Origin of the sequence: Zobellia galactanivorans (assembly GCF_000973105.1) — a bacterium.
Taxonomy (GTDB): Bacteria; Bacteroidota; Bacteroidia; order Flavobacteriales; family Flavobacteriaceae; genus Zobellia; species Zobellia galactanivorans.
The window spans coordinates 2,317,250-2,343,673 of sequence record NC_015844.1; the positions used below are offsets into that span (position 1 = coordinate 2,317,250).

Below are 26,424 nucleotides of genomic sequence, written 5' to 3' on the forward strand. Positions count from 1 at the left end.
TTAAGTTTGTGATTTTCCTATGAACCAAGAATGCTTTTTGAATATATACGTTCTAGTTCAGAGCTTACTTTTTCAGGTGTAAATCGGTTATGGGCATAAACGATATTGTACTGGCCCATAGTACGTATGCTATCACGGTCGTTTATTAATAAACTGACTTTCTCGGTTATCTGTTCCGGATGCTTCATTTCGACCAAGTAACCCATTTGTCCGTCCTCAAAGAAATCCTTAATGCCTCCCACGTCGGTGGAGATAACGGGCAAACCGGTGGCCATGGCCTCCAATATGGAACAGGGGAGTCCTTCTCCGTGATACGAGGGTAATAGGTAAATGTCAGATTCATAAAATACTTTGGCTTTGTTGTCCCCGGTTATCCAGCCTAGTAATTCCACTCCTTTCATTTGACGGGAACGAACATATTCTTCAACCGCAGGTAGTTCTCCTCCAGTTCCCGCAATCTTTAATTTGACGTTGGGAAACCTTTTTTGAAGGACCACAAAACTCTCCAAGGCTTCATAGATACCTTTGACCCGTTCGATACGGGAAAGGAATAAAAGGGTGATTCCATCATTTTCATGGTTCGATGTTTCGGCCTTCTCAAACTTGTTGTCCAGTTTAAAAAAGATAGGGTCGGCGACGGTGGTTATGGGGTAAATGGGCTTCTTATACCCGTATTTTCTCAATTGATCGGCAAATTCCTTTCCAAGGACGATCATAGAGTCGGCTTTACCAAAGGTTGCGCGAAAATATGGTAAGATCCTTTGCGTTACTTTTTTCTCGAATTCCCACTGCCAGCCATGCCAAAATACGGTCATTCGCGTACCGGTCAGCCGACATATTAATGCAAAGACACTATCCCTAAAAAACGACTTCATGTTCATTGAAGGGTTGAGGTGCACCAAATCATATTTGTTTTTTTTGAGCTTTCGGTAGAATTTCCAAAAATCGGAAATTAGTCTAGTTATGACCCGTAGCTTTCCTTCTTTTTTGCCTTGTGCCCCGTAAAAGAAAAACTCGATATCACTGGTAAAGTGATTTAGTAACGAAGCAAAGTAGGTTTGCTTCCCTCCAGGGGTCGAAAGGTTCGGTGAGTGTATAAGGATTTTCTTTTTCATTTTTTTTGCACGTTTATTTTTGTGGTCAATTGCAAATTTCCGGAAACCTCTATTTTGCTATAGATAACCGAAGTAGGCTGTTTTTGTAAAAAAGAGGGGGAGAACCAGCCCAATAATGGACTCTTGGAACCCCGCACAATTTCTGGACTTAAACGTTTGTCCAGCAAAACGCTTACTTTGCGCTCCCCGTGATGCTCGATCGTAAATTGGTTGGCCCCTACCTGTTCTATTTGAATGTCGGGGTGCAGGTGCAATGGATATTCATAGGTGTGGGGTTCGTTGTTCTCGGTATTAAGCTCGTCGACGATCAGGATGCTATCGTCTTTTTTATCGATGGTATAGGTCCTGATGTGTTGTACGCCCTGCTGGGCATATCCGTTATGGCTTCCTTTTAAAACGATTTCTTCGGGCGTGTCCTTTACTTCCAGTACCTCGGTCTGGTAATGGTTGAGCCATAGGCAGGGCCCTCCGTTTACCGACTGGTCCAGGCCGTCTATGCGAACGGTATTATGGGCCAAGGTTCCCTTAAAATAGGCCCTCCATTCAGGAAAGGAATGATAGGTATAGGTGCCGGGATCTATGATATAGGGCTTTCCGTCGATGTTGAGAAAGAATGACAGGGCATCGGCGTGGCCATGCGCGGCAATGGACAAATAGCCAAGCGGGGCGATGTCTACATGCAGGTAGACCTCACTGTTATCGCTTCCCTTTTTAATAAAAAAGTGCCCCTCGTTTTTATAGAGTACCGTTTTGGGTTCCACTTTTTGGGGAACAACAAGGCTGTCGAATATTTGCCTGCCCGCGTCGCCGAACAAAACCTGGTTTTTAAGGTCGAATAAAGGCGCCTTTCCCTTATATTTAGGGTCTTTGAATACGATGGCCGCCGAGGTCAGCAAAGACCTGAAATTGTTGAAATGGCTTTCGTCGGTGGTCAGTGAAATCACTTTCCCGTCATCGTCGTCACCGTAGTAAGGTACGTTGCCGCCCATGTCCATCAAATGGTAGATGTAGTCGAATATGGTTTTAAGCGTATGGGTATATGTCTTGCTGAACCCATGGCCTGATCGCTCCCCGATCAAGAATGCGATTAGGAAAAAATCGGTGATAAACTGAATATACTCCGAGGCCTCTTCCTTGTTGATGCCATTGGCCGAATGTTGCTTTTCGATTTCCTCTTCCAAAATGGCTTGGCCTTTTTTGACCCATCGGTCACTGTCTTTGAACGACCAATAGCAGCCGGCAATAAACAGGCCACTGGCCTCGGCTATCAAATGGTTGTTCGACGAAGAGTATTTCGATTCGTAGCGGTAGGCGTGCCGTGCATGTAGCTCGATCAGGGGAAGCCAGGTTGTTTCGGCAAATTTCTTAAAATCGGCATCGCTTGCCATAAGTTCGTTGGCCCCGATCATTTCCCAACAGAACACCCAATTGATTATTCGTATGTTCACCTCGATGTTCGAATACCAGTTTACCCCGGTCAAATAAGGGTTGGCCTTGTGCCAGTCCTCAATATGTTGAACGAACAGGTCGAGGTATTTTTTGTCCTTGCTTTGGTGGTATTTATGGCATATGTGTACGAGGTATTGCAAGCGGTTTACTTCCCAAACCACTTTTACCGTACCATTTTTACCGCTTCGTGTATCGATGTCGAAGGAGAATTTTTTGGGGAACTCCCTTCCGTCCATCAAATCTTTATGCCAGTCAATGGCTTGTTGATAGTTTAGGCCATGCCCGAAAATGGAATAGTCGCGAAGTACAATCTCTTCTTCCGTCCGGGGGGCGAAAAAAAGGGGCTTGGGCAAATGGTTCAGGTTTCCTTTGGGAAGATAGCCCATTTTAAAACGTTGGTCCTTTTTCTTTTTTAGGGCCGTTCGTACCCTATAAACTACCTCGGGCAGAGACATGGTTCGTATTCTGCTCAAATACCAATTAAGGCGGCTCCTTTTCTGTTGAATTTTGGCTTTCGGCAATTTCTTTTTTTTTAGATTAAAAAATTATACGGGAACACACGTATATGATACCTAAATATTTGATTTGAAACGGCTAATTTAAAGGTTCGCACTGGAATGAGACATACTTTTTTCCATTATCATAGTTTAATTTTAGATCATCTCTTAGAGATGGCAAAGTGTAATATATAGCTTGTAAGACAGCTGTTTTTTGAAAAAGGAAAACTTAATGTTGGTTAATTTAACAATGTTCAAAAACGTATGTTATGTAATATAGCAGTTAGAGTCGTGTCATTTGTCGATAAAATGTCACTTCTGCATATTTTTTTTAGATTTCCGTGTCTTTCATCGAAAATAGTGAACATCTAGACGTATTTGCCGTTAAGACTAGGAACACCCTCGTCCCTAAGTCTTAAATTATGAAAAGCTCAATCGCAAGATTTTATAGAATTCAAATGATAGTGTTACTGCCTCTTTTTTTTATTTTTTCATGGTCATGCTCGGATGAAGATTTGTTACAAGATACGCTGGTTTCAACCAACAAGCCGTCAATAGATATATCATCGGAAAATATTACCGGAACTAAATCCGATTCCGTTGAACAGCAACAGAATACTTCAAGACTTCCGGAGACTGAAAATCTTCCATGTTCTACGGGGAGTAAGTCGGCCGACGAGAGTGGGGCCAAAGTATGGTGTTGGGATAATATTTCGGTACCCGAGGAAGGTTTTTTCGATAACCATAAATTGTTTATCAGCAGCCATTGTAGTTTGGGCATGGTAAAAGAAAGGGAGGGGAGACTTTATTTTAAGGTAAACCCTACTACGCCCACGGCCCCTGCAACATGTGGGGCGGAGTTTAACTATCGTGCAGAAATTAGGGAACACCCTTCAGATGTTGACTACCCTGTAGGAACCGAACAATGGTGGGGCTTCGATTATAAATTTGGGGATGATTATGTGCCAGATGAATTGCCTTGGATATTGTGGCAGACCCATGGGAGTTTTAGTAATCCGGCGAGCCCCATGACGAACTTACAGTTGGCGCCCACGAATTATAACGGTAGTGTTAATCCTGTTGGGGAGTTGTTCGTAGTTAACAACACTCCGGCTACGGGGAGAAAATTTACGCCCGTCGGTATCATACCCAAGGCGGGTCAGACCCTTAAGATAGTAATACACTTGGTTTGGGGAGACGAGGGTAATGGACTCTACGAGGTATGGATCGATGGAGTTCAGGTGTATAGAAAACAGGAGCGTACGGTTTATACGGAGCAACCATATGGGGGATACTGGAAAATCGGTATTTATAAATGGCGTTGGAAAACGGATGAAAATGTGTTGGCTTCTGTCCAAAGGAACATATCTGAGTTGAATACTTCTATCGGTACCCTACGTACTATTATGCGAAAACCCCAAGATCTCGATTATGGCGTAGATGCTTATTCACTTGTGTTTCCCGATTAACCTTCCTTGGGTTTTTAAAGAAATGCGGTTCAAATATTGCGTTGGGCCTTGTTGTTAGACTTTAGTCAAATTTAGTAAGTGTCTTTCACTTAAAAAGGGTGCGAAACATAACTGATTATTCGGAATTGTGTATGAAATGTTAAAATTATACGCATTTCGTCGAATTTAATGACCGTTTAGCGACTTTATCAGGGGTGCTTACCGTATATAGCGGCATAGTTTTAGCCGTTAAATTCCCCAGTAAAGAACACTACTTATGAAATTACGCCAAACTCCTACCTTGGCCAATCGCCTATGTTTTATAGGAATTACTTTTTTATTGATTTTATCCTGTAATAAAGATGTCGATACATTGCGTGATGCCGTGTTAGACAAAAATATCCCAATAATTAATGGGTCGGATGAGGAGACTACAGGTCCATCAGATGTAGATGAAGACCTGTTGGAGGACGAAAGTGAAAGCCAAACTCCCGAAAACGAAATACAATTTGAAAATAGGGTCGCTGTCTTTAATCCCATACATGATGCCTATATCCAAAATGGTAAGGGCTATAACCAATCTCTCATCCGTTTAGAGGAAGGACGTAGAAAGAGTTACCTTATGTTTGATCTGAGCCCTTTGGATTCTATTGGTGGGGTAATCGTTGAAGCTCGTTTGGACTTTGTGGTGAGTACCGATGATGGTGATGGGGAAGTTATTGTGTTCAAAGGTGAGTCGAATGATTGGACGGAACAAAATCTTTCCGAAACCTCCGCGCCCGACATCGGGGCTTCTTTGGGCAGTATAGACCAACCGTATCGTGTAAATAGCGAAGTGCAGATTGCCTTGGATACCTTGGGGATAGAACCAGGGTATACAAGCCTTGTGTTAGATCATAAAGATGGGGACGATTTGGCCTTTGCCTCAAAGGAAAGTGCTATAGGAGGGAGTAAGTTGGTCGTGTCTTATGAGGTACCTGTCGGAACTAAAATTTTGGAATTGGAAAACCTAGGCGCCAATGAAGAAAGCGAATGGGATTCAAATGACGAACCAGGGGAAGATAGCACTGAAGGGCAAGGTCAGGTTCCAGAGGGTAACGATACCGAACAAGAAGGAGAGGAAGAACCTGTTGATGACTCTGTTGGAGAAGAGGCTCCAGTAGAGGAGGAAGAGCCGGTTGATGACCCCGTTGAGGAAGAGGCTCCCGTGGAAGAGGAAGAAGCTGTTGATGACCCCGTTGAGGAAGAGGCTCTTGTAGAAGAGGAGCCTGTTGAAACTCCCATTGAGGAAGAAACTCCCGCAGAAGAAGAACCGGTGGAGGAAAACCCCGAGGTTCCCGAACCTCCTGCAAGTCCGGCGAACGAAGCTCCTGTCGCCGTTGTCCGTGCCACTCCCAAGGAAGGGACCTTGCCGTTGAAGGTGAGTTTTAATGGGGGCGATTCATCGGATGATAAAGCCGTGGTTTCGTACCTATGGGACTTTAAGAACGGGGAAACGGCTAGCTCTAAAAACCCCGAGCACACTTTTACAGAGGCCGGCACTTATGACGTTGTATTGAAAGTAAAGGACGAAGAAGGATTATCCTCTTCGGGTAAACTTACTATTAAGGTTCTAGCTGCCAAAAATGAAGCGCCTACCGCAAAAATCAGTGCTAATACAAAGTCGGGAGAAGCTCCTCTAGAGGTACGCTTTGCAGGAAGTGGGTCAAGTGATGACCAAGGAATCAAAACGTACGCTTGGAACTTTAAGGATGGAAAAACGGCAAGTACCGCAAATCCAGTCCATACTTTTGCCAAGGCCGGAACTTTTGTAGTCGAACTTGCGGTAAGCGACGAAGAAGGGCTTACCGACAAAGAGACTGTTACGATAACAGTAGAAGAGCCTAAGAACGATCCCCCGGTATCAAAACCCTCTGCCAGTTCCCAATCGGGTGAAGCTCCGGTCGAAATTCATTTTACGGGCAGCAATTCAACGGATGATAATGAAATTACCGGTTATAAGTGGGACTTTGGTGATGGGTCGATTTCCACTGAAGCGAACCCTAAGCATACCTTTGATACTCCGGGAACATATTCAGTTAAATTGGAGGTGGTCGATAAAGGCGGACTAAAGGACGTGGAGCATATAAGTATTACGGTAAGTGCCCCGGAAAATGAGGCTCCGACTGCGGTAGCTTCGGCAAGTGTCCTCTCAGGTGAAGCCCCACTAAAAGTTGATTTTACCGGAGGAAATTCGAGCGATGACAAGGGGGTCGTGGGTTATTCTTGGGACTTCAGTGACGGTACCTCATCAAGCACCAACCCTTCCCATACCTTTAACAATCCGGGTAGTTATACGGTAAAGCTTACGGTAGGTGATGAAGAGGGGCGACAAGATACGACTTCGTTAATCATTGAGGTAACTCAGAGTGCGGTACAGGGAAATTTACCATGCGGTACCGGCAGTGGCCCAGCGAATCAGTACGGTGCCAAGGTTTGGTGTTGGAACAATATAAGCGTTCCAAGTAATGACTTTTTTAGTAACCATGAGCTATTTATAAGTAGCCACTGTAGCGATGGAATGGTCACAAAATCAGGTAGCCGGCTTCGCTTTAAGGTAAATCCGACCACCCCTAATGCAGCTGCAACTTGTGGTGACTATAACTATAGGGCCGAAATACGGGAGCATCCGGCCGATGTCAATTACCCTGTTGGCACCGAACAATGGTGGGGCTTCGATTATAAATTTGAAAGCGGTTATAAGGCAGATGAGTTGCCTTGGATTTTATGGCAGACCCATGGGAGTTTTAGTAGTCCGAGCAACCCTATGACTAACCTTCAGTTGGGACCCACTAACTTTAATGGAAACAGTAATACTGTAGGGGAGCTTTTTGTTGTAAATAATGCCGCACGAAGTGGTTCTAGCGCATATACTCCCACAGGTATTATACCTAGGTCTGGCCAGACCTTAAAAGTAGTTATCCACATGGTGTGGGGAGATGGAGGCTCTGGAAAGTTTAGGGTGTGGATTAACGGAGTAAAAGTGTATGATCAAAATGAAAGAACAGTCTATTCTCAACGTCCATATGGAGGATACTGGAAGCTAGGTATCTATAAGTGGCGATGGAAAGACCGAGAGAATGTAGAGGCCTCCGCTGCACGGGGCATTCGTGAGTTGAATACTTCCATAGGCACTTTACGGACCATTACAAGACAGCCCGGAGATAGTGATTATGGAAAGGATTCGTACTATTTGGTAGAGCCCGATTAAATTATATAACTAATGGGCAAAATTCCTTATTTAATTTGAGAGCTTTGATTTTATCTTAGTTTTGATCGTAATCACTACTCCATCAATTGTTAATTTCATTGGGCCTGTTTATTCTGATCCGGAGTATTTTAAAATACACATAGGTATAGAACATAAGCCATATCGGTACCACCGGAATCAGATAACGCCCCCTGCCGTCTAAGAGAATATGGCCGCCAAGGTAAATAAGGCTTATAAGCATGAGTATAATCAATTCTTTTGGAATCGATTTAAACCTGATGATGGCAGGGTAAATGCCCAATAGGGCCAAAACCACAATAAAAATATTTGGGATTAAGTACCCCAGGGTGTCCAAGTTTTGCATTCGGTATGAAAATGGAAAATGAAAGAAAATACGCGACACGTTGGCTACCGTGTTCTTGATGTATTTTTTGGGGTGTTTTTTCATGTTCTCAATGGCCTTGACTTTTAGAACGCTATCCTTTTCGACCCAAGTAAGCGAATCAATGCTGAGAAAGAGTTCTTCATGGTTTTTCTTTAGTACGTCCATATTGGCCATGACCGAACCACGTCCCGTAGGTACGTCGTCGTTCAAGACATGTCGTTCGGAAAACCAATTGCCCCACTCGTTTTCAAAGGGGGTGGCTCTTGAATAAAGGGTAATGCCCCCATGGGTGCCCAAATAGAAAAACTTGCCTGTTAGTTTGTAGTTGTGAATGACATAGGGACTAAAAACGGCCATTGCTCCCAACAACATAAAACTAAGCCCCTTCAGTTTATAGGTTTTATAGGTTTTTCTAAATACCAAGGCCGCGACACAGAGCGCCAAGGCTGCGAGTATTACATAAGCAAATATTATTTTGGTCAAGGCCAAATATCCTAGAAACAACAGGGCAATAACAAAATGCCTTTTATACTTACCCTCTTTATGGTACCAAGCGATAAAGTGGTAACTGAAGCCTATCAACAGAAGCAGCATAAGCGATTCTGCGTACATAAGATTGGCCCACCGAAGCAGAGGTGGATATAGACCGAATAAATAGGTTAAAACTATAGCTGGTTTTTTAGGAATATACCGCTGTAATATTAAAAATAGATAAATTGCGGCAAAGGAAAGAAGTATAATGTTGCTTAACCGTATATAGAAAAATGGAACGTCGAGCCCAATCGGAATGGATATAAACAGTGGGTAGCCAGGACCGTCTAAAATATTGGGATTGACGGCATCGGCATAAAAGCCGTGGGTGATATTTTTTGCATGGTTGTAAAAATGGCTTTCGTCAGCTATAACATCGGAGGAATGGGTCGAAGGTCTCGGTATTATCGCAATACACAATAACAAGAATAAAGGCAATAGCGCTTTAAACCCACTCATGGTGGTGATTTGGTATTTATTCATGATTGGGCCTTTGATTCTTTATAGTCGATTTTAAAATGCTGGAATTGATATGAAATAGCTCGTCAAAATAACGTTTCTTTTGTAATGATATAAAACCAAGGCTTAATAGTTGAATTGTAACTATTATTGTGGTGCCACCTATAATAAACGAGTAGGGTCTTTGCTTGTATACCTCAGATACGGCAAGGGCAAATCTATGGCCGAAATCCGGCGCCAAATCCACTATGGTAGGGTATATTCTATAAGCATCTATAAAAATCCAAGCAATCAGATAGAGTGAGGGCAAAGAAATCAGAAAACCAAGAACCCAAAAGAACATATAGGGGCGAAACATAAAACTATTTGCAAGCCCATTGAAGATTCCTTTAACAATTTTTAGGCTAGAGGTTCTGGTTTCAGCCAATTGTTGTTGTTCGGACCAATCCAGATGAGCTGGTATTTCAATGATTCTTGCCCTTAAGATATAAGCCTTTAACAAAATTTCGGAATTGATATCGAAGGTACTCGATTTCGTGTTGAGCGAACGAATGAATTCTCCCTTATAGGCCCGTACCATACCTGTAAAAGTGCAGATGTCAAGTCTCGAGGCGGTTTGCATCATTTTATTTACCGTTTTGCTCAACAATAAGCGTAAACGTGGTACGGCCGTGTTTTTGCCTCCTTTCATATAAGGCGAGGCTAGTACCATATCACTTTGGGTGACTATAATTTCGGATAATAAGTTGCCAATATGGTCGGGAGAATAGCTTAAGTCAATGTCCAGAACTACAACGTAATCCCCTGTGCTATTTGCAAATCCGGTTCTTAGGGCGGTACCCAAATTGCGGTTGACCACATGATGGAGTACTATTAAATTTGAATAAGTATCGGACAAGGTGTCTGCAATGACCCCGGTACGGTCAACACTACCATCGTTGACTACGATTATTTCCCATTCGTACAAGTGATTCAAAGTGTCTAGATAGTCGTATAATCTGACGATGTTTTTTTCTATAATAGCCTCTTCATTGTAGGCCGGAAGTATTACTGAAACAAGAGGCTTCTTTTGGTTATTTTTAATTTCTGATGACATGTGTGGTAGTTTGGTTTTGCTCGAAAGCATCTGTTTGGGGAAGATAATCAGAGTCTAACTTGCTTAAGCGGACAATAAAATTAGGAAAAATAAAACTAGATTGTATACGAATAACGACCAATAGGTCAATCCTTTCGGCCAAAAAGTAAATTTTTTGTTTACTATGGTTTTAGGTGGGTATGGAAACTGTTTTTAGGGTATTGTTTTTCTTTATACTTTCAACATGCCCATTCATATCTGTCAAGTTGAAATGCTTGCCTAGTTTTTTCATCACTTTCTTAAAGATGAACACCTTTCTTTCACTTGATACGTTCATTCCGGGAAAAAAGGCCAAACTGCTAATCTGGTCCCCTCCGATCAAATCGAGCGGATGTAACAAAAAGCTAGGCTCGGTCTTGGTAATCTTACATAAAAAAATGGCGATGTTCAGGTATAACATCATCAAAGAAGTCGAAATATTACTTATATAAATGAGATAGCTGAGGTGAAACGGAATTCTGAACAAGGGCATGGTAGTCACGGGAAGTTCCAGTATTTTTTGATCACTTTTAGATTTCCAGTAGTAGGGTTTAAGCCTTCGGAAGCCATCGGAGAATTTTCCGAAGATTTCCTTTCGGTCTTCCTTTTCCTCTTTTGAAAGATTACTGGTGCTAAAATAGTACAGTCTGGCCAAGGGGCCGATAACAGTGGGTAGGGTAGAGGCATCGTAAGCATAGCCCTTTTCGGCCAATACCTCCAATAAGGTGCCGCTCCAGCTAAAGCCAGGCCCTCGAAATCCGCTAGGGGCTTTACCTGTTACCTTTTGAATAATATCATGGGCCGTGTCGATCTCTGCGCGCATCTCGTCCTTGCTATAAAGATGGAGCCAAGTTTCATGTTTAAATGAATGATTGGCTATGTCGTGGCCGGCATCTGCAATTTGTTTGAGGTATTTGTGGTTCTTTTCAAAAGCGGCATCTTGCCCAACGATAAAGAAGGTGATTTTCAAATCTAATTCGTCCAATACCTGCAACACATGGGGAACAAAGATGTCGAGGTAAGAGGGGTAGTCTTCCCATCCTTTTTCCCCATGTATTTTCATATAAGACCACTGGTTGTCCATGTCCAGTGAAAGACTCAAATAGGGTTTGCTCATTATAACTTTTTAAAAAAAATTCAACTTTATTTTTATTCAAGCTCTTTTTTAAAGCTATCCATAAAATTTTTTACGTGGCCGACTACCGAGTTGTTGTTCAAGGTGTCGTTTACGAACTGTGAGGTATTAAGCACGTAAAAATTGTTGTGCTTTGTTTTTATTTTAGGAATGGTCTCCGAATAATTCAATACCTGCAAGGGTTGTACCCTGTACGCCTTGTGTATATGCGCCGATACAATAGTGTTGGTGTCGAAATCGGGGTAGAGTTTCGATACGCCCGCTATAAAAATGGACTTTAGTTCTTCGTCCGATTTTTTCCAGAAAGGATCGTTTCCGCTTATATACTTGGGAAAATACGTAAGGTGCTTGCCGGCCCTCTGGTCGAGGTCTACAAGCGAGCTCATGCCGATTACCCCTGTAAAGGGAATTTCCTTGTCGGCGATGTTCAGTACATAGTAGGGCGACAGCGAGGTTTCGGTAACCAGTACGAGGCAGATAACCCCGAGGTATTCTACGGGAGCCTTTGCCTTGGTGGCCTCGAAGAGGCTGGGGGCCGCGATTCTTTCTATGACGTCCAAAGGGGTGGTTACGATTACCTTGTCGAAATGCTCCTCTACGCCGTTGTTGGTTATGGTTACACCCCCATTCGCATTGGGTTGGATCGCTTCCACCGTACTGTTCAGTACAACTTCCGAACCCTTTTCGCCTAGCGATTTTTGCAGGGCGTCGAAAACGGTCTTGTATCCTCCCGTCACATAGCCCATATGCTCTTTTTGGGCGGCCGAACTTCGGGCCTTGAAGAGCCTTTTTATATAGGTCCATATAAAAACGGCGGACACTTTTTCGTGGTTTTCGCCCAGCTTGGCCAAGAGCAGGGGCGACCAGAATTTTTCATAGGTGCGTCTTCCGCCCATTTTGATCAACCAGTCCTTTACGGTAATCTTCTCCAGTTTTTTCCAATCCTTGATCTTTGAGCCGTAGAAAATGGTAAAGGCTAACATGGCCTTGTCCCATAGGTTTAGGGCCGGAAAGAGTAAAAACTCTTTGGAACTGCTTATGGAGTAGAACTTTTTTTGAACATAGTAGCCCGTATAAGAACGTCTCCAGCACAACTTGTCGCCAATACCCAAATCTTCGATAAGTTCGATTAAAAAGTTGTCTGTGGGTAAGATTACATGGTAGAACCTGTCCCAAACAAAGGCACCATAATCTTCATGGGTAGACAGGCCACCCATTTGCTGGTCGCTTTCAAAAACTTTAACGATGGCATTGTTTTTTGCGATTTCATGGGCCAATGTTAGTCCCATGAAACCACCTCCGACGATGCCTATTTTCATAATGTGACTACTTTTTTTGAAACGTTTTTTTGCCAATCAAATGTAATGCGTAGGCCCTCCTCTAAAGAAGTCTGCGCCTTGATGCCCAATATTTTTTCGGCTTTTGTAGTGTCGGGCACGCGACGCATAACATCTTGGTATTTACGACCTGCCGATATTTCGTTATACGGAATCAATTTAATTTCAGGTGTTCTTGGTTCATTCGATATTCGCTTTAGCATATTGGCCAGTTCAATAATGGTGATTTCCTGATTGGCCCCAATGTTGAAGATTTCACCGTTGGCTTCCGGCTTCATGGTAGCGGCATAAATTCCCGCTACGGTGTCGTCAACGAAGGTAAAGGTTCTGGTCTGCATTCCGTCCCCATGAATAGGGATTTCCTTGTTCTTCAATATACAGTCAATGAAGACTGATTGTGGACCGCCCCACCAAGATAGGTTTTGGTTGGGACCGTAAGAACCGAAAAATCGCAAGATAACGACTGGAAAGTCATAATCTTCCATATAGGCCAAGGCTAAATGTTCGTCAAAAAGCTTTGAAACGGCATAGGCCCATCGCGGTACTTTTGAGTCACCTATAAGACAGTTGCCGTCTTCTTTGAACGGGATATCCGGACTCATGCCGTATACATCTGAAGTTGAGGCTAAAACAAATTTACATTTGAGTTTTCTGGCCAGTTCGAGCATGTTTTCGCTGCCCTTGGTGTTGATCTTTAAAGTATCGACCGCATTGCCGTATCGTGGTATTTTAAAAGCGGCCAAGTGAACGATAACATCAAAGTCGTCGTCTAAATTGTCAATTAAGGTTTTGTCTAGTACATCGCCTTTTATAAAATGGAAATTTTGATGGTCAAGGCTTTTTTCAATATTGTCGAGTGTACCCATCGATAAATTATCGATACCTACAACTTGATGGCCTTGGCTCAAACATTTTACTAAAAAGTTAGAGCCTAGAAAACCGGCAACACCGGTAACGAGAATTTTCTTTTTCTCCGTAATCATATGGTTAGGTTTGTTTTGAAGGAAAAATGGTATATGGTTTTGAGGGAGCAAGATACCCCAATAAAACAGGTTTGTAAAATGGGTTTTCCGTGTTTGGTGGATAAAAAGAGACCTAATATCGAAAATTTATGGGCAGATTTTATTTCGAAGGCGTTTTTCCGAAAAATCCGTCCAGTATGGTGATGATTTTAATGAGTGTGAAATGCACCGAAACCATCGGGTAAAAAGCAAGGATAAGTTCAAAAGACCGTTGCCTGTTCTTGGTCATGGTATGTAGGACGGGAGCTAATCGATGAAAGTCCATGTAGGATAGATTTGAAAAATGTTAGTGATACACTTATACCCGATTTCTTTACGTATTTTTGAAGGAACCGTTAACTACTATTAAATTTGAAAATGGACAGAACATATAAAGATATACAGCAAATAACGCTGGCCGTAGATTGTATCATATTCGGTTTTAATGACAATAGATTGGAGGTGCTACTGGTGCACAGGGGATTCGAGCCCGAAAAGGATAGATGGTCCCTAATGGGCGGTTTTGTGGGGAATCATGAAGATTTAGACGATGCGGCCAATCGAATCTTAAAAGACTTGTCCGGTCTTGAGGATGTTTATATGGAGCAGGTAAGAACCTTCGGAAAGGCCAAACGTGATCCCTATGAGCGCGTAGTGTCGACTACCTACAGCGCATTGATATTAAAGGAGAAATACAACAGAGAACTGATAGAGGAGTATCGGGCCAAATGGTTTCCGATAGACGAGCTCCCCGATCTTATTTTTGATCATAAGGAAATGGTAGAGTCCGCTATTCGACGGCTTCAAAGACGGGTGCGAACCTTTCCCATAGTGTTTAATCTGCTTCCGGAGAAGTTCACCCTGCCACAGTTGCAAAAGTTGTACGAGGGTATTTTTCAGGAGGAAATGGACAAGCGCAACTTCCGGAAAAAACTGGCGACAATGGATTTTCTCGTAAAACTGAACGAAAAGGATATGTCGGAGTCAAAAAAAGGGGCATTTTTATACCGTTTTGACGAAAAAAAATACGCTAAATCAAAAAACTTTACAATTTAGACAATAAGTGTTTTTGAAACACTTGTAAAAAGTCCTATATTAGTCTCTTTTTCAAGGGTGGTTTTTACTTGGTCTGCCTAAATTTTAAAGATAATATGAATGAAGTCATCAACCACCTATAGCCTCGGCTTAGATTTTGGTTCGGATTCGGTCCGGGCCCTATTGGTCAATACGCAAACGGGCGAAGAGCTTGCTACTGCCGTACATTACTATAAACGATGGAAGGAGGGCCAATACTGTAATCCTTCTGAAAACCGTTTTCGCCAGCACCCCTTGGATTATATCGAAGGTATAGAGGCTACGGTCAGGTCCGTGGTGGCCCAAGTGGGCCCGGAAATCTCCGCTCAGATCGTCAGTATAGGCGTAGATACTACGGGAAGTACACCTGTAGCGGTCGATGCGACCGGAACACCCTTGGCCCTTTTGGAAGGTTTTCAAGAGAATCCCAACGCCATGTTCGTACTGTGGAAAGACCATACGGGCATTCAAGAAGCCCAGGAAATCAACGAACTATGCTCGAAATGGGATGTCGATTATTCACAATATGAAGGCGGCATCTATTCCTCCGAATGGTTTTGGAGCAAGATATTACATGTGTCTAGAGCCGATGCCGAGGTACACAAGGCCGCCTATTCTTGGGTGGAGCATTGTGACTGGGTACCGTTTTTGTTGACCGGGGGCGACGATGTGCGACAAATGAAACGCAGTAGATGCGCCGCAGGGCACAAGGCCCTTTGGCATGAAAGCTATAACGGATTGCCGCCCAATGCGTTTTTTGTGGCCCTTGACCCGCTTTTAGATGGACTTAGGGAACGTCTGTTCGATAAAACCTACACTTCCGATGTTTCGGTCGGTAACTTGAGCGCTGCATGGGCCGAACGGTTAGGGCTTTCCGAAAACCTTACGGTTTCCGTAGGGGCCTTCGATGCCCATATGGGGGCGGTAGGGGCCAAGATCGAACCTTACTATTTGACCAAGATCATGGGGACTTCCACTTGTGATGTCTTGGTGGCACCCGTAGAAGGTGAGGAGAAACTGGTCAAGGGAATATGCGGACAGGTAGATGGTTCCGTAATCCCCCAAATGCTAGGGCTCGAAGCGGGGCAATCGGCTTTCGGTGATATCTATGCGTGGTACCAAAGGGTACTGGCATGGCCCATTGAGGAATTGATCTCAAAGTCTGGCTTGATCGACGAGGCTACCAAAAGAAAATTGATAGAGGAGGCCCTTGGCAACCTCATTCCTGAGTTGAGCAATGCCGCAAGCAAGGAGCCCATAGGTGCATCGGGTGAATTGGCATTGGATTGGATGAACGGAAGAAGGACGCCCGATGCCAATCAGAACTTAAAAGGGGTCATTGCCGGGATTAACCTAGGCAGTACCTCGCCAAAAATATTTCGGGCATTGGTCGAGGCTTCGTGTTTCGGGGCCAAAAAGATAGTGGACCGCTTCCTGTCGGAAGGTATCCCCATTAAAGGGGTTATCGCCTTGGGCGGGGTGGCCAAAAAATCCCCCTTTATTATGCAAATGATGGCCGACGTGCTTAACATGCCCATCAAAGTGGTCGCTTCCGAGCAGGCTTGTGCCTTGGGAGCCGCGATTTTCGGCGCCGTAGCGGCAGAGGTCTATGACACTGTCCCCGAAGCCATGGAGCGCATGGGAAGTGCCTTTGAGGTCGTGTACGAACCGAACCGGGCCAATGTGGGGGCTTATGCCGAGGTGTATGAAAGATACGGTCGGCTGTGCGATACCATGGAAAAACATATCATGAACCAAATCAAGAACAATGGGTAAGTATACATCGTTAAAAGAAGAGGCCTATGCGGCCAATATGCAATTGCCCGAATTGGGGCTGGTACTCTTTACCTTTGGCAATGCGAGTGCCGTTGATAGGGATAAGGGCGTGTTCGCCATAAAGCCTAGTGGTGTACCCTACGCCGAACTAACGGTCGAGGATATGGTCATTTGCGATTTTGATGCCAAGATCGTGGAGGGTAAAATGCGACCTTCCTCCGATACCAAGACCCACGCCGTTCTTTACAAGGAATGGGATAAAATTGGGGGGGTGGTTCATACACATTCCACTTATGGGACCGCTTGGGCACAGGCCCTGCGTGATATTCCTATTTTTGGGACGACCCATGCCGACCATTTAATTTCAGATATTCCTTGTGCGCCACCCATGAAAGACGAGTATATTGCAGGTGATTATGAACATATGACGGGCTATCATATTATCGATTGCCTAAAGGAAAGGGGTCTCGACTATAACGAGATCGGTATGATACTGGTAGGGAGCCATGCCCCGTTTACCTGGGGTGCGACCGTAGCCAAGGCGGTTTATAATAGTGCCGTATGTGAGGAAGTGGCCAAAATGGCCCATTTGACCTTGCAGATAAATCCGAACGCGTCCCCTTTGAAGGAGGCCTTGAAAAAGAAGCATTTTGAGCGTAAACACGGTAAGGATGCCTATTACGGACAAGGCTGTTGATTTTTAACTGACAAATTTGAATATATGGGAATTGCATCATTTATCGGCTTTACGCTTCTCGTGGCCATCATAGCGTACCTGGCTACCCGAAAAACCGACGAAACCTCTTCCGATGGTTATTTTTTGGGAGGTCGTAGCCTTACCGGACCGGTTATTGCCGGCTCATTGCTCTTGACCAATCTATCGACCGAGCAGATCGTAGGTATGAACGGTATCGCCTATAGCGAGGGTATCCTTATCATGGCCTATGAAGTCTTGGCGGCCATAGCTATGGTATTTACGGCCTTGGTATTGTTGCCCAGATACTTAAAGGGAGGTATTGCCACGATTCCCCAATTTCTTGAAAAGCGATATGGGAAATCGACAAAGACCTTGGTGTCCCTTCTCTTTTTAGGGGGATATGCCATTTCCATGCTGCCTACCGTACTCTATTCTGGTGCCTTGGCCATCAATACAATGTTCGATTTGCCCGAAGCTATGGGCTTGGGAGAAGAGGGGGCCTTATGGGTCACCGTTTGGGGCATCGGCATCATCGGAAGTATCTATGCCATTTTTGGGGGACTGAAAGCGGTTGCGGTGTCTGATTCCATTAATGCCATTGGTTTGATCATCGGTGGATCGCTCATCCCCATATTCGGATTGTTGTACGTGGGTGATGGAAGCCTGACTGCCGGTATGGACGTCTTGACGACCAATTTCCCTGAAAAGTTCGATATCTTAGGGGGACCTGATTCTTCGGTGCCTTTCTGGACCCTCTTTACAGGTATGGTTATCGTCAACTTCTATTATTGGGGTACGAACCAGGCCATTATTCAACGTGCCCTTGGGGCCAAGAACTTAAGGGAAGGGCAAATAGGCTTAAGCCTTGCTGCCTTTGTAAAAATATTGGGGCCTTTTATTGTGGTACTGCCGGGTATTATCGCCTATCAAATCTTTAATGGCGAACTGGTCAATGCCGATCAGGCCTATCCGATGGTAGTCAAAAAAGTATTACCAACGGCCTTTATCGGTTTTTTTGCGGCCGTCCTTTTCGGGGCCATATTGAGTTCGTTCAACAGTGCGCTTAATAGTTCGGTCACCTTGTTCGGACTTGACTTCTATAAGGAGTATATCAATAAAGATGCTACGGAGAAACAGGTGGTAAAGGCGGGTAAGATCTTCGGGATGTTCCTTGCCATTATATCTATGATTATCGCACCCTTGTTGTTCGGTGTCGAAGGGGGCATATTCAATTACCTCCAAGAATTGAACGGATCCTACAGTGTGCCGATCTTGGCCATTATCCTAGTGGGCTACCTGACCAAAAAGGTTCCGGGTATCGCTGCGAACATCGGTATCGTTTTCGCCGTGGTTACCTATTTGGTCACGCTTTATATCGTTAAACCCGACATTAGTTTTTTACACGTTATGGGTATCTTGTTCGTTTTGGTAGTGCTCTTGATGTTCGTTATCGGTAAGTTCTGGCCGAGGGAGACCGAGTATGTGCAAGTATATACGGAACAGGTGGATATTACCCCATGGAAATTTGCCAAGCCCGTGGGCTTTGTGATATGTGCCATGGTTATTGGGTTATATGTGTATTTTTCCTAGGAAGGAATTTGACTTAAGAAAGGATGATTGATTTAGGCAATAATGAAGTTTGGTTCGTAACCGGAAGCCAGCATCTTTACGGACCGGAAACCTTGGCTCAAGTAGCGGAACATTCGCGTGATATCGCCAAGTATTACGACGCGGGCAAGGCCATACCTCTAAAGGTCGTTTTTAAGCCGGTGGTAAAGACCCCAGGGGAAATAAGTGCTTTGTGCAAGGAGGCGAACAATACCGATGCCTGCGTCGGATTGATCATGTGGATGCATACCTTTTCGCCTGCTAAAATGTGGATTGCGGGACTACAGGCCCTTCAGAAACCTTTTTTGCACCTCCATACCCAGTATAACCGCGATATTCCGTGGAATGCCATAGATATGGATTTTATGAACCTGAATCAATCGGCCCACGGAGGGCGTGAATTTGGCTTCCTGGCCTCTAGGATGCGCTTGAACCGAAAGGTGGTGGTCGGGCATTGGCAAAATGAGGGCGTACTGCAAAAAGTGGCGAATTGGTGCCGTGTAGTCTCTGCCGTTGCCGATTCTAAAAAGATGAAGGTGGCCCGTTTCGGCGACAATATGCGACAGGTAGCGGTAACCGAAGGGAACAAGGTTTCCGCCCAGATGAAATTTGGTTATGAGGTAAACGGTTACGGTGTAGGTGATTTGGTCAAGTATATCGATGGGGTTTCCGAAAGGGAAATTGACACTTTGATACAGGAATACAGGGATACTTATACCATGGCGGCCGAAATACAGTCCGATGGAAGTATGCACAGTTCTTTAAGGGATGCCGCCCGTATAGAATTGGGTATGCGCGCCTTTCTAGGGGAAGGTGGGTATACGGCCTTTACCGATACTTTTGAAGATCTGCACGGAATGAAGCAGTTGCCGGGCATCGCCACCCAAAGGCTAATGGCCAGTGGTTACGGTTTCGGTGGCGAGGGCGATTGGAAGACCGCTGCATTGGTGCGCACCATGAAGGTTATGGGCGCTGGCCTCGAAGGGGGTAACAGCTTTATGGAAGACTATACCTATCACTTCGATCCTAAAAATACAACGGTACTCGGCTCCCATATGTTGGAGATATGTCCGTCGATTGCCAAGGGCGATATTTCCTGTGAAATACACCCGTTGGGAATAGGGGGCAAGGAAGATCCCGTTCGCCTGGTCTTCAATGCCGGGGTGGGTAGGGCCTTGAACGCTTCTATCGTTGATATGGGGAACCGCTTTCGAATGTTGGTCAATTCGGTTGAAGCTGTCGAAATCAAGAACGATATGCCTAAGCTTCCGGTGGCGCGGGTACTATGGGAGGCCAAACCCGACTTACAGACCGCTGCGGCCGCATGGATTTACGGCGGAGGGGCACACCATACCTGCTATAGCCAGAACGTTTCCGCTGAATCGCTGGAAGATTTTGCCGAAATCATGGATATCGAGTTTTTATTGATTGATGAAAAAACGGACCTCTATCGCTTTAAACAAGAACTGCGTTGGAACGATGCTGCTTATGGCGTAAAAGGTATCTAGACCGAACCTTATTCGAGTTCAAGTGCCTTTACATGTAGAATTTTGGAACTCAGTTCCATACGGTCTATACCGCTTACTTCCATAAAAACCTCAAAAAAACGGGGTATTTCCCCTAAATCGGTTTTCATTCGGGCTTCTAAGCGTTGGATCAAAACCGGATTGGTGAAGTTTTTCAAGCTTTGTGATGCCCCTGTATCCCACAAACCTGTAAAAATGTATATGGTATTGTTGTTGGGGCCGGGTGCTTTAATAATGATGGCATAATCCTTATGGTAGGTTTCGGCATCTCCGCTAGGCTTATATGTGGTGTCCGATGCTTTCTGTGAAAAAGTATCCTCGATCGGATTGTAGCTTATGCTGGTTTTTTTGATATAGTCTTTAAAAATACCCAAGGTTTTTGTCATTCCTACCACCATAAAATCATTCTCTGGAAGCTCTTTGGGGCTAAAGCGTAAAATGGTCCGTACGTTGAAATCTTTGTTTTTCGCATTGAGTACCTTACTGACGTCTTTTACCCATTCGATACTGTTCCGTATTAAAAAACTGTATTCCATGGGTTCGTAAACAAAACCTGGGGCCTTAAATTGTGGCTGAGCATTGTAGAGCTGGCCTTCCGAATTGATGAGGGGGCTTCGGATAACTTTTTCTTTATGGATGGTAGTGTCTATCTCACGATAGATAAAAAGGTCGCCCAAGGCTAGTATCATCGGGTTTTTAGATTCAAAGATAGCTTGCCATATACGCGATTCGTCAAAAGGATCTACCTGTCGGTTTTCGCTCCATAATAACCAGTTTCCAATAAAAGATAGAGCCAGTAGGGAGCCAAGAAGAATCAGTAGTGGTTTTTTAGAGAGGAATTCTTTAGCGGCTTTAGGTTCTTTCTTTCTGTGCTCGAACTCCACCTTATAGCTTCCTTTGGGGATGCGGAGAAGGATAGGGTCTTGCAATCCTTCCTTCTGATAATAAACTTTTAGCTTTTTCCGAAGGTTATAAATATATACTCGGATCAGTGTGCTCTGTGAAGGGTCGAATTCCTTTTTGGCGAAGATCTCTGTGGCGATGGTCGTTTCTTTTGGCACATCGTTTTCGAGGGTACATTCTACCAAGTACCGCAACAAATTGGCATAGGTTGTAGAGCTGCCGAACGACTTGCTCGAAATTATCTTGTTAACGTAATTGCCGTAATCCTTAGCGTTCATCACTTCAAAGAAGGAATTTTTTAAAGATAATTAAAATTATTAACAGTTAATAAAACTGTTTTTTAACGGATTAACAGTTAAAATCGAGGCGTATATTGATAAAAATTCCAAACCAATGCGATTTTTATTGAGACTAATTTTAACGCTCTGTTTGTTGTGTTTAAGCAGTTGCGGATGGAATGCACCTGAAGAAATCGAGGAAGCAATGACTCGTTTACCCGAGAAGGTGGATTTCAATTACCATGTAAAACCGATATTATCGGATAAGTGTTTTGCCTGCCACGGTCCGGATATGGCCAATCAAAAAGCAGGTCTCCGACTCGATATAGCCGAAAGTGCCTACGAGGCTTTAAAGGGGTCTGGGAAAAATCCTATTGTACCCCATAAACCTGGGGAGAGTGAAGTGGTGGCCCGGATTTTATCCGATGACCCCGATTTGAAAATGCCGCCAGCGGAGTTCAACGTGGCCTTGAGCAAGAACGAAATTGCCACCCTTACCAAATGGATCGAGCAGGGAGCCGAGTACAAACCGCATTGGTCGTTTATACGCCCTCAAAAGGAAGCGGCCCCTGAAGTAAAACATAAGGAATGGGCAAAGAACGACATTGACCGGTTTGTGGTCGACAGGTTGGAGGCTATGAACGTAGAGCCGTCCAAGAAAGCGGAAAAGGAACACTTGATCCGCCGCCTGAATTTTGATCTGATCGGCCTGCCGCCTACGTTACGGCAGATCGAAGATTTTGTCAATGACACTTCGGCCAACGCATACGAAAAAGTGGTAGACCGTCTTTTGGCCTCTCCCGCCTATGGGGAACGTATGGCTTCCGAATGGATGGATGTGGCTCGCTACGCCGATAGTGATGGTTACCTTGATGATAAGCATCGTGATTTTAGTCCGTATAGGGATTGGGTCATAAAGGCCTTTAATGAGAATATGTCGTATGAGCAGTTCGTAACCTGGCAGTTGGCAGGAGATCTTATAAAGAACCCATCGCAAGAAAGTATTTTGGCAACTGCCTTTAATCGTTTGCACAAAAAAAATTCCGAAGCGGGAATTGTCTTTGAGGAATACCGCGTAGAGTATGTAGCCGACAGGACCTTATCGGTTGGAAAGGCATTTTTAGGCTTGAGTGTGGAATGTGCCAGGTGCCACGATCATAAATATGACCCGATAAGTCAAAAAGACCACTATGAGCTTTTTGCCTTTTTCAACAGTACCAACGAAATCGGAACCCCTGTTTATGGGCCGGGGCAAGTGCCGGGACCTTCACTCTTACTGACCAACGAAGAGGAAAAAAAGGTATTGGAGTTTATTGATAGGGATATCGATCAAACTAAAGGGCAATTGGTGTCCGTTGAAAGGGAAACACCTGAGATTGTTAAGACCTGGTTGAACAATCCTTCGGAAGTAAAGGCAGAGCTAGAAAAGGTTTTAGGGAAAGGACTGCAGGCCAGTTTAAATTTTGATTCGTTTGCAGCACGGGATGAAAAGTCGTACAAGGTTCAAAACAGCGGAGGAAACAGGCAAGCCGTAGCGGTAAGGGAACCTATAATAGAGGATGGACTAGAAGGAAAGGCTGTTTTTCTGGGAGATTATACTACACTGGGAATGCCCGATAAAATAGGTTGGTTCGATCAGTCCGACCCCTTTACGGTTTCCGTTGCCATAAAGCCGGGTAAAAATTATGAAGAGGCTTCTATTTTTACACATTGTGAGGAATCAAGGCAGGGATTGAAAGGCTATTCCATGCATTTAGAGGATAACCATCTCAAGTTTATCATTGCCCGTTCTTGGCCTTTTAATTCCATACAGCTAAAAACAAAGGATCCCGTTCCCGAAAAGGAATGGCATACCGTAACCGTTTCCTATGATGGGCTGGGTAAAGCGGAAGGGGTGCATATCTATATTGACGGAAAAAAAGTGCCGGTAGCGATTGAAATAGACAACCTGTACAAATCCATCCTATTTAAGAAAAATATACATAATTACGCATTCGGAGGTTTCAGGTTAGGAGTAAGTGGCAAGTTCAAATCCTTTAAAGACGGGGGGCTCGATAATCTTAAAATATACGAGCGACAATTATCCGATCTGGAAGTGCTTTACAGCCTTTCCCCTGCAAAGGCCATGGAGGAGGTAAAGAAAAATAATGAAGCCTTACTGACCGATTTTTATTATCAAAGTATAGATAAGGATGCGGAAACTACACGAAAAAAAATACAGGAGCTGCGTAAAAAACAGCTCGATGAATTGGAGCCCATAAAGGAGATTATGGTGTTGGGCGATTTACCGGAGCCCAGGCCCACTTATGTACTTGATCGCGGTATGTACGATGCCCCTACGGAAGAGGTGCAGCCCGATGTACCGGAAGTGGTTATGCCCTTTAATAAAGATTTGCCCCGAAATAGGCTGGGGCTGAGCCAATGGTTGTTCGATAAAAATAACCCCTTAACGGCAAGGGTCTTTGTAAACCGCTTATGGCAAATGCACTTCGGTCAAGGTTTGGTGTCTACTTCCGATGATTTTGGAAACCAAGGCAATTTACCTTCGCACCCCGAATTATTGGATTGGCTGGCCGTAGAATTTATGGAGTCGGGTTGGGATATTAAAAAAATACACAAGCTGATGGTGATGTCCGCTACCTACCAACAAAGCTCGGAACTGACTCCCGAATTGCTGGAAATGGATACGGATAATATTTGGTTGGCCCGAGGGCCGAGTAGACGTATGACCGCAGAAATGGTAAGGGACAATGCCTTGGCCATTAGCGGACTGTTGGTCTCTAAAATCGGAGGACCGAGCACCTATCCCTATCAACCTGAAGGACTGTGGGACGAAATCAGTAACAAGCCCTGGCGTTACCGCTACAAACAAGAACCAGGTGAAGGCTTGTACCGAAGGAGCCTTTATACCATCTGGAAGCGAACCTCCGCGCCTCCGTCAATGCAAATTTTTGATGCTGGCGATAGAAGTGTATGTGCCGTTAAAAGAAGGGAGACCAGCACGCCTTTACAGGCCTTGGTCTTACTGAACGATCCCCAATTTATAGAGGCGTCATATATACTTGCCGAGCATCTTTTAGAGGAAAACAATGGCAATGCCGAGATACAGTTGCAGAAGGCGTTTCAGTTGAGTACCGGTAGAAAGGCCCGGCAAAAGGAAATGGTCGTCTTAAAAAGATTTCTAGATGAGGAGCTGGAACGGTTTTTAGAGAAAAAGGAAGATGCCATAGCCTATTTGAACATGGGCGAGACCAAGATCAAGAGTACCTCTGATCCGGTCAAGGTGGCCGCATTGGCCACGGTCATTAACGGAATTATGAATACAGCCGAAGGGTTTACCATACGATAAGACGAACTTATGAGAGATTTTCAAGAACAAAAGAAGTTTGAAGATACCCGCAGGGGCTTTTTAAAGAAAGCGTCCTTGGGTTTTGGTTCCATTGCTCTATCGAGTCTATTGGGGCCTACCGAATCCTTTGCCAATGATTTGTTGATGGCCAAAACCCCACCATTGGTCAATGCGAACGGGGGCGCATTGGGCGGAACCCATTTCCCGGCCAAGGCGAAACGTATTATTTATTTGTTTCAAAGTGGCGGGCCTTCCCAAATCGAGACCTTTGATTACAAACCGGCCTTGGAAAAATGGCACGGTCAGGAAATTCCCGATTCCGTAAGGGGAATGCAACGTAATTCGGGTATGGTGACTTCACAAAGTACCTTTCCCTTGGTGAAATCTATTTTCGATTTTAAGCAATACGGTGAATCAGGGGCTTGGGTAAGCGAGCTTTTTCCGCATACCGCCGGGGTGGTAGACGAACTTTGTATCATTAAATCAATGTATACCGAGGCTATCAACCATGAACCTGCCGTAATGTTTATGCAAACGGGCTCCCAATTGAGTGGGAGGCCTTCAATCGGATCTTGGTTGAGCTATGGGCTTGGTAGCGACAATAAAGACCTGCCCAATTTTGTCGTGATGCTCTCCAAGGGAGGAGGTGCCCAGCCCTTGAGCTCGGCAGCTTGGGGCAATGGCTTTCTGGCTTCCCACCACCAAGGGGTGCAGTTTCGTTCCGGAAAGGATCCGGTATTGTATTTGAACAACCCACATGGGGTACACGAGCACGACCGTAGACGGGCCTTGGATCATATTTCGGAATTGAACAATCAGCAATATGATATCTGGAAAGATCCCGAAATCCAATCTAAAATTAATCAGTATGAAATGGCCTACCGCATGCAGAGTTCGGTGCCTGATGCCGTAGATACCTCTGATGAACCCGATCATATTTACGAGTTATATGGAGAAGATGCCAGAATTCCGGGGACCTATGCGGCCAATTGCCTGCAGGCAAGACGTTTGGCCGAGAAAGATGTGAAGTTCATACAGTTGTACCATATGGGATGGGACCAGCATGGCGGACTTCCCAACGGTATAAAAAGACAGGCACTGGGTACCGACCAGGCCACCGCCGGTTTGATTACCGACCTAAAACAACGCGGACTCTTAGAAGATACCTTAGTGGTCTGGGGAGGGGAATTCGGCAGAACCAGCTTCTCCCAAGGTAGGCTTACCGCCGATAATTACGGAAGGGACCACCACCCTGGCTGTTTTACCATGTGGATGGCCGGTGCCGGCGTAAAAGCGGGAATGGTCTATGGCGAGACCGATGATTTTAGTTACAACGTTGCCCAAAATGGGGTTCACGTACATGATTTTCAGGCTACCTTGTTGCATTTGTTGGGGGTAGACCACGAAAAGCTTACTTTTAAGCACCAAGGAAGAAGATTCCGCCTGACCGATGTTCATGGTCATGTAGTGAAAGATATATTAGCATAATGCG

At 44.6% G+C, this 26,424-nt stretch carries 17 protein-coding genes; 9 read left to right on the forward strand and 8 right to left on the reverse strand.

Annotated features, from left to right (window positions below):
- Nucleotides 1-17 precede the first annotated feature (17 nt).
- On the reverse strand, nucleotides 18-1,115 hold the full coding sequence (locus ZOBGAL_RS09375) for a glycosyltransferase family 4 protein (RefSeq protein WP_013993347.1): 1,098 nt from the start codon (nucleotides 1,113-1,115) through the stop codon (nucleotides 18-20).
- The gene (locus ZOBGAL_RS09380; RefSeq protein ID WP_148560701.1) at nucleotides 1,112-3,037 is read right to left on the reverse strand and encodes an alginate lyase family protein; all 1,926 of its coding nucleotides are present in this window, start codon (nucleotides 3,035-3,037) and stop codon (nucleotides 1,112-1,114) included. The genes ZOBGAL_RS09375 and ZOBGAL_RS09380 overlap by 4 nt, the downstream gene beginning before the upstream one ends.
- 539 nt (nucleotides 3,038-3,576) lie before the next feature.
- Here ZOBGAL_RS09380 and ZOBGAL_RS09385 point away from each other — a divergent pair.
- On the forward strand, nucleotides 3,577-4,530 hold the full coding sequence (locus ZOBGAL_RS09385) for a heparin lyase I family protein (RefSeq protein ID WP_158499725.1): 954 nt from the start codon (nucleotides 3,577-3,579) through the stop codon (nucleotides 4,528-4,530).
- Between the two features lie 256 nt (nucleotides 4,531-4,786).
- Nucleotides 4,787-7,759, forward strand: a complete 2,973-nt coding sequence (locus ZOBGAL_RS22670; protein WP_013993350.1) for a PKD domain-containing protein — start codon at nucleotides 4,787-4,789, stop codon at nucleotides 7,757-7,759.
- Between the two features lie 82 nt (nucleotides 7,760-7,841).
- Here ZOBGAL_RS22670 and ZOBGAL_RS09395 read toward each other — a convergent pair whose 3' ends face one another.
- The 5 genes from ZOBGAL_RS09395 to ZOBGAL_RS09415 form a co-directional block, all read right to left on the reverse strand.
- Nucleotides 7,842-9,158, reverse strand: a complete 1,317-nt coding sequence (locus tag ZOBGAL_RS09395) for a glycosyltransferase family 39 protein (RefSeq protein ID WP_013993351.1) — start codon at nucleotides 9,156-9,158, stop codon at nucleotides 7,842-7,844.
- Nucleotides 9,151-10,230, reverse strand: coding sequence for a glycosyltransferase family 2 protein (locus tag ZOBGAL_RS09400; protein ID WP_013993352.1), 1,080 nt, complete (start codon nucleotides 10,228-10,230; stop codon nucleotides 9,151-9,153). The genes ZOBGAL_RS09395 and ZOBGAL_RS09400 overlap by 8 nt, the downstream gene beginning before the upstream one ends.
- 169 nt (nucleotides 10,231-10,399) lie before the next feature.
- Nucleotides 10,400-11,365: a polysaccharide deacetylase family protein gene (locus tag ZOBGAL_RS09405; protein ID WP_013993353.1), complete on the reverse strand. Its 966-nt coding sequence runs from the start codon at nucleotides 11,363-11,365 to the stop codon at nucleotides 10,400-10,402.
- A gap of 32 nt (nucleotides 11,366-11,397) precedes the next feature.
- Nucleotides 11,398-12,702 carry an NAD(P)/FAD-dependent oxidoreductase gene (locus ZOBGAL_RS09410; RefSeq protein ID WP_013993354.1) on the reverse strand — a complete coding sequence of 435 codons (1,305 nt, stop codon included), beginning with the start codon at nucleotides 12,700-12,702 and terminating at the stop codon, nucleotides 11,398-11,400.
- Nucleotides 12,699-13,703 (reverse strand): NAD-dependent epimerase/dehydratase family protein, encoded by a 1,005-nt coding sequence (locus ZOBGAL_RS09415; RefSeq protein ID WP_013993355.1) that lies wholly within the window; start codon nucleotides 13,701-13,703, stop codon nucleotides 12,699-12,701. The genes ZOBGAL_RS09410 and ZOBGAL_RS09415 overlap by 4 nt, the downstream gene beginning before the upstream one ends.
- Before the next feature lie 396 nt (nucleotides 13,704-14,099).
- Here ZOBGAL_RS09415 and ZOBGAL_RS09425 point away from each other — a divergent pair, with 396 nt between their 5' ends.
- The 5 genes from ZOBGAL_RS09425 to araA all read left to right on the forward strand — a co-directional run bounded on the left by ZOBGAL_RS09425 (nucleotide 14,100) and on the right by araA (nucleotide 20,384).
- On the forward strand, nucleotides 14,100-14,777 hold the full coding sequence (locus ZOBGAL_RS09425; protein ID WP_013993356.1) for an NUDIX hydrolase: 678 nt from the start codon (nucleotides 14,100-14,102) through the stop codon (nucleotides 14,775-14,777).
- A 99-nt stretch (nucleotides 14,778-14,876) separates the two neighbouring features.
- Nucleotides 14,877-16,571 carry a ribulokinase gene (locus tag ZOBGAL_RS09430; RefSeq protein WP_013993357.1) on the forward strand — a complete coding sequence of 565 codons (1,695 nt, stop codon included), beginning with the start codon at nucleotides 14,877-14,879 and terminating at the stop codon, nucleotides 16,569-16,571.
- On the forward strand, nucleotides 16,564-17,268 hold the full coding sequence (locus ZOBGAL_RS09435) for an L-ribulose-5-phosphate 4-epimerase (protein ID WP_013993358.1): 705 nt from the start codon (nucleotides 16,564-16,566) through the stop codon (nucleotides 17,266-17,268). Before ZOBGAL_RS09430 ends, ZOBGAL_RS09435 begins: the two co-directional genes overlap by 8 nt.
- 24 nt (nucleotides 17,269-17,292) lie before the next feature.
- Entirely contained in the window at nucleotides 17,293-18,858 is a 1,566-nt protein-coding gene (locus ZOBGAL_RS09440) for a solute:sodium symporter family transporter (RefSeq protein ID WP_013993359.1), read from the forward strand.
- A gap of 23 nt (nucleotides 18,859-18,881) precedes the next feature.
- Nucleotides 18,882-20,384, forward strand: a complete 1,503-nt coding sequence (gene araA, locus ZOBGAL_RS09445) for an L-arabinose isomerase (protein WP_013993360.1) — start codon at nucleotides 18,882-18,884, stop codon at nucleotides 20,382-20,384.
- Between the two features lie 8 nt (nucleotides 20,385-20,392).
- On the opposite strand, the gene ZOBGAL_RS09450 is transcribed toward araA, so the two are convergent.
- Nucleotides 20,393-21,586 (reverse strand): hypothetical protein, encoded by a 1,194-nt coding sequence (locus ZOBGAL_RS09450; protein ID WP_148560702.1) that lies wholly within the window; start codon nucleotides 21,584-21,586, stop codon nucleotides 20,393-20,395.
- A 124-nt stretch (nucleotides 21,587-21,710) separates the two neighbouring features.
- Here ZOBGAL_RS09450 and ZOBGAL_RS09455 point away from each other — a divergent pair, with 124 nt between their 5' ends.
- Both ZOBGAL_RS09455 and ZOBGAL_RS09460 read left to right on the forward strand, forming a co-directional pair.
- Entirely contained in the window at nucleotides 21,711-24,932 is a 3,222-nt protein-coding gene (locus ZOBGAL_RS09455) for a DUF1553 domain-containing protein (protein WP_197541283.1), read from the forward strand.
- Nucleotides 24,933-24,941: 9 nt separating this feature from the next.
- Nucleotides 24,942-26,420: a DUF1501 domain-containing protein gene (locus tag ZOBGAL_RS09460; RefSeq protein ID WP_013993363.1), complete on the forward strand. Its 1,479-nt coding sequence runs from the start codon at nucleotides 24,942-24,944 to the stop codon at nucleotides 26,418-26,420.
- The last annotated feature ends 4 nt before the right edge of the window (nucleotides 26,421-26,424 follow it).

Coding starts and splice junctions, on each gene's coding strand:
- ZOBGAL_RS09375 (WP_013993347.1), bottom strand. CDS start 1,115: ATGAAAAAGAAAATCCTTATACACTCACCGAACCTTTCGACCCCTGGA.
- ZOBGAL_RS22670 (WP_013993350.1), top strand. CDS start 4,787: ATGAAATTACGCCAAACTCCTACCTTGGCCAATCGCCTATGTTTTATA.
- ZOBGAL_RS09395 (WP_013993351.1), bottom strand. CDS start 9,158: ATGAATAAATACCAAATCACCACCATGAGTGGGTTTAAAGCGCTATTG.
- ZOBGAL_RS09400 (WP_013993352.1), bottom strand. CDS start 10,230: ATGTCATCAGAAATTAAAAATAACCAAAAGAAGCCTCTTGTTTCAGTA.
- ZOBGAL_RS09405 (WP_013993353.1), bottom strand. CDS start 11,365: ATGAGCAAACCCTATTTGAGTCTTTCACTGGACATGGACAACCAGTGG.
- ZOBGAL_RS09410 (WP_013993354.1), bottom strand. CDS start 12,702: ATGAAAATAGGCATCGTCGGAGGTGGTTTCATGGGACTAACATTGGCC.
- ZOBGAL_RS09415 (WP_013993355.1), bottom strand. CDS start 13,703: ATGATTACGGAGAAAAAGAAAATTCTCGTTACCGGTGTTGCCGGTTTT.
- ZOBGAL_RS09425 (WP_013993356.1), top strand. CDS start 14,100: ATGGACAGAACATATAAAGATATACAGCAAATAACGCTGGCCGTAGAT.
- ZOBGAL_RS09430 (WP_013993357.1), top strand. CDS start 14,877: ATGAAGTCATCAACCACCTATAGCCTCGGCTTAGATTTTGGTTCGGAT.
- ZOBGAL_RS09435 (WP_013993358.1), top strand. CDS start 16,564: ATGGGTAAGTATACATCGTTAAAAGAAGAGGCCTATGCGGCCAATATG.
- ZOBGAL_RS09440 (WP_013993359.1), top strand. CDS start 17,293: ATGGGAATTGCATCATTTATCGGCTTTACGCTTCTCGTGGCCATCATA.
- araA (WP_013993360.1), top strand. CDS start 18,882: ATGATTGATTTAGGCAATAATGAAGTTTGGTTCGTAACCGGAAGCCAG.
- ZOBGAL_RS09460 (WP_013993363.1), top strand. CDS start 24,942: ATGAGAGATTTTCAAGAACAAAAGAAGTTTGAAGATACCCGCAGGGGC.